This is a genomic window from Streptomyces sp. WELS2 (assembly GCF_013870595.1).
Lineage (GTDB): Bacteria > Actinomycetota > Actinomycetes > Streptomycetales > Streptomycetaceae > Streptomyces.
Genome location: NZ_JACBWZ010000800.1, coordinates 1 through 2,764, shown reverse-complemented (window position 1 = coordinate 2,764; position 2,764 = coordinate 1). Strand labels below are relative to the sequence as shown.

The 2,764-nt window shown below is 74.1% G+C and carries 4 protein-coding genes; all 4 read left to right on the top strand.

Annotated elements, in window-relative coordinates; genetic code table 11:
• On the top strand, window positions 1–501 hold a 501-nt coding region (locus tag H5J33_RS30035; protein ID WP_181797938.1), incomplete at its 5' end, for a fructosamine kinase family protein.
• A 99-nt stretch (window positions 502–600) separates the two neighbouring features.
• Complete coding sequence (gene tgmA, locus H5J33_RS30030; RefSeq protein WP_181797937.1) at window positions 601–792, top strand: putative ATP-grasp-modified RiPP; 192 nt, start codon at window positions 601–603, stop codon at window positions 790–792.
• 17 nt (window positions 793–809) lie between these two features.
• A complete protein-coding gene (gene tgmB / locus H5J33_RS30025) occupies window positions 810–1,793 on the top strand; it encodes an ATP-grasp ribosomal peptide maturase (RefSeq protein WP_181797936.1) in 984 nt (327 codons plus the stop codon).
• Between the two features lie 36 nt (window positions 1,794–1,829).
• Window positions 1,830–2,717 (top strand): Gfo/Idh/MocA family protein, encoded by an 888-nt coding sequence (locus H5J33_RS30020; RefSeq protein ID WP_181797935.1) that lies wholly within the window; start codon window positions 1,830–1,832, stop codon window positions 2,715–2,717.
• Window positions 2,718–2,764: the final 47 nt, after the last annotated feature.

The window sequence follows — 2,764 nt, the reverse complement described above, 5'->3', positions numbered from 1 at the left end:
GAGGACGCCTGCATCGGCCTGGCCCCCATGCGCAACGCGCCGGGAACCGACTGGCCGTCGTGGTACGCCGAGCACCGGGTGCTGCCCTATGTGCGCGGCGCCGTCGACCACGGCGCGCTCCGTCCGGCCGAGGCGAGCGTGTTCGAGCAAGTGTGCGCGCGGCTGCCGGAGGTGGCGGGTCCGGCCGAGCCACCCGCCCGGCTGCACGGCGACCTGTGGAACGGCAATGTGCTGTGGGGCACCGACGGCGAGGTCCGGCTCATCGACCCGGCCGCGCACGGCGGACACCGGGAGACGGACCTGGCGATGCTCCACTTGTTCGGCTGCCCGCACCTGGACCGGGTGCTGGCCGGCTACCAGGAGGCGGCACCCCTGGCCGACGGCTGGCGGGACCGGGTGAAGCTGCACCAGCTGTTCCCGCTGCTGGTGCACGCGGTGCTGTTCGGGCGCGGGTACGCCGAACAGGCCCTGACGGCGGCGCGGGAGACGCTCGCGCGGTAGGAGTCCACGGCGCTCTCCGAGCCGTGGTCACGGAGAGTGAGGAAACCAATCACTCGTTCGATTCGTATAAGGACGTGAAAGCCTAATCAGGGAGAGACCATGCAACCGTTCACGCTCAACTACGCGCGCCCCGCTGTGCAGTTGGACGTCACCACGCCGTACGTGTACGACTCCGGACTGCAACTGAACGTCCTCCCGGACGGGCGGGTCGCCGCGACCGACCACGCGACGTTGAGAGCACTGGGGACCACGACCTCGACCGCCGGGTCCAAGACGCACTTCGACGACTGAGCCGCGGACCCCCACAGATGACCGTACTCATCCTGACCAGTGAGGAAGACGTGACGGCGGACATGGTGGTCCTCCGGCTGGGCGAGGCCGGCGTGCCCGTCGTCCGGCTCGACCCCGCCGATCTGACCAACGGGGTGGCACTGTCGGGCGAGTACGTGCGGGGCGCTTGCCGGGGGCATCTGTCCGTCGGCGGGCGCCTGGTGAGCATGGACGGTCTGCGCTCCGTCTGGGTGCGCAGACCGGGCACCCCGGCCGCCCGCGCCGCCCAGCCCTCCGCCTGGCTGACGGAGGAGTCGTCGCAGGCGCTGTACGGCATGCTGCGGTGCAGCGACGCCCGCTGGATGAACCATCCGGACGCCGCCCGCCGTGCCCGGCACAAGCCCTGGCAGCTGGGCCTGGCCCAGCGCAGCGGCCTCGCGGTGCCGGCCACCCTCATCACGACGTTCCCGCAGGCGGCGCGGGAGTTCGCGGAACGCTTCCCGGACCTGGTGGTCAAGCCGGTCTCCGGGGCGCATCCGCAGGAGCCGCCCCGGTCCGTGCCGACCAGCCGGGTCGCGCCGGACACCGACTTCACCGCGGTGGCCTACGGGCCGACCCTGCTGCAACGGCGGATCGCCAAACGGGCCGACATCCGGCTCACCGTCGTCGGCGACACGCTGCTGGCCGCCCGCAAGCCCGCCGACCCGGACGCCCACCCGGACGACGTGGACGTCCGGTTCGCCCCGTCGGTCTCTCCCTGGCTGCCCGCGGACGTGCCACCGCGGGTCGCCGAGGGCGTGCTGCGGTACATGGCGGGTGCGGAACTGGCGTACGGGGCCTTCGACTTCGCGGAGGACGCGGACGGCATCTGGTGGTTCCTGGAGTGCAACCAGTCCGGCCAGTTCGGTTTCGTGGAGATGGACACCGGCCAGCCGATCGCCGCCACCATCGCCACATGGCTCGCGGGGCGGGAACCCGTGGATGGCGGGTGCGCGCGGGGCGAGCGCGGCGCACCATCCTGAAGGAGACGGGGAACGGCTGTGAGAGGGGAAGGCGACATGCGCATCGGACTGCTGGGGACGGGCCCGTGGGCGCGGGCCACGTACGCTCCCGCCCTCGCCGGACACCCCGGGCTCCGGTTCGCCGGGGTCTGGGGCCGCCGGCCGGAGGCGGCCGCGGAGCTGGCGGAGCGGTACGGGGTCGCCGCGTACGCCGACGTGGACGCGCTGCTGGCCGACGTGGACGCGGTGGCGGTGGCCCTGCCGCCGTCCGTGCAGGCCGAGTTGGCGGTACGGGCGGCCGGTGCGGGCCGTCATCTGCTGCTGGACAAGCCGCTGGCGGTGTCGGCCGCCGGGGGACGGGCCGTGGTGGAGGCGGTGGAGCGGGCCGGGGTGGCGTCGGTGGTGTTCTTCACCGCCCGCTTCCAGAAGGAGCCGGACGCCTGGGTCGAGGAACAGGCCGCCGTGGCGGGCTGGTTCACGGCGCGGGCACACTGGCTGGGCGCGGTGTTCACGGGCGACAGCCCGTTCGCGGCCTCGCCGTGGCGGCGGGAGAAGGGCGCGCTGTGGGACGTCGGCCCGCACGCCCTGTCGGTGCTGCTGCCGGTGCTCGGCGACGTACGGCAGGTCGCGGCGGCGGCACACGGTCCCGCGGACACCGTCCATCTGGTACTCGACCACGCCACCGGTGCGTCCAGTTCCCTCACGCTGAGCCTGACGGCCCCGCCGGCGGCGGCCGGGGCCGAGGTGGAGCTGCGGGGCGAGGCGGGCGTGTCGGTCATGCCCGGGAGTGCGGAGGGAGCGGTCGCCGCGCTCTCACGGGCCGCCGACGCGCTGGTGCGGGCCGCCGGCACCGGCCGCCCGCACGCCTGCGACGCCGCGTTCGGACTCCGGGTCACCGAGATCCTGGCCACGGCCGAGGCCCGGCTCACGGCCGCCCGGGGGTAGGCGGCCGTCTTCCGGGCCCCTGGCTCCAGCGCTCGGCGCCGTGGCCA

Excerpts from the sequence above, each read along its gene's own strand:
- tgmA (WP_181797937.1), top strand. The coding sequence starts at position 601 with ATGCAACCGTTCACGCTCAACTACGCGCGCCCCGCTGTGCAGTTGGAC.
- tgmB (WP_181797936.1), top strand. The coding sequence starts at position 810 with ATGACCGTACTCATCCTGACCAGTGAGGAAGACGTGACGGCGGACATG.
- H5J33_RS30020 (WP_181797935.1), top strand. The coding sequence starts at position 1,830 with ATGCGCATCGGACTGCTGGGGACGGGCCCGTGGGCGCGGGCCACGTAC.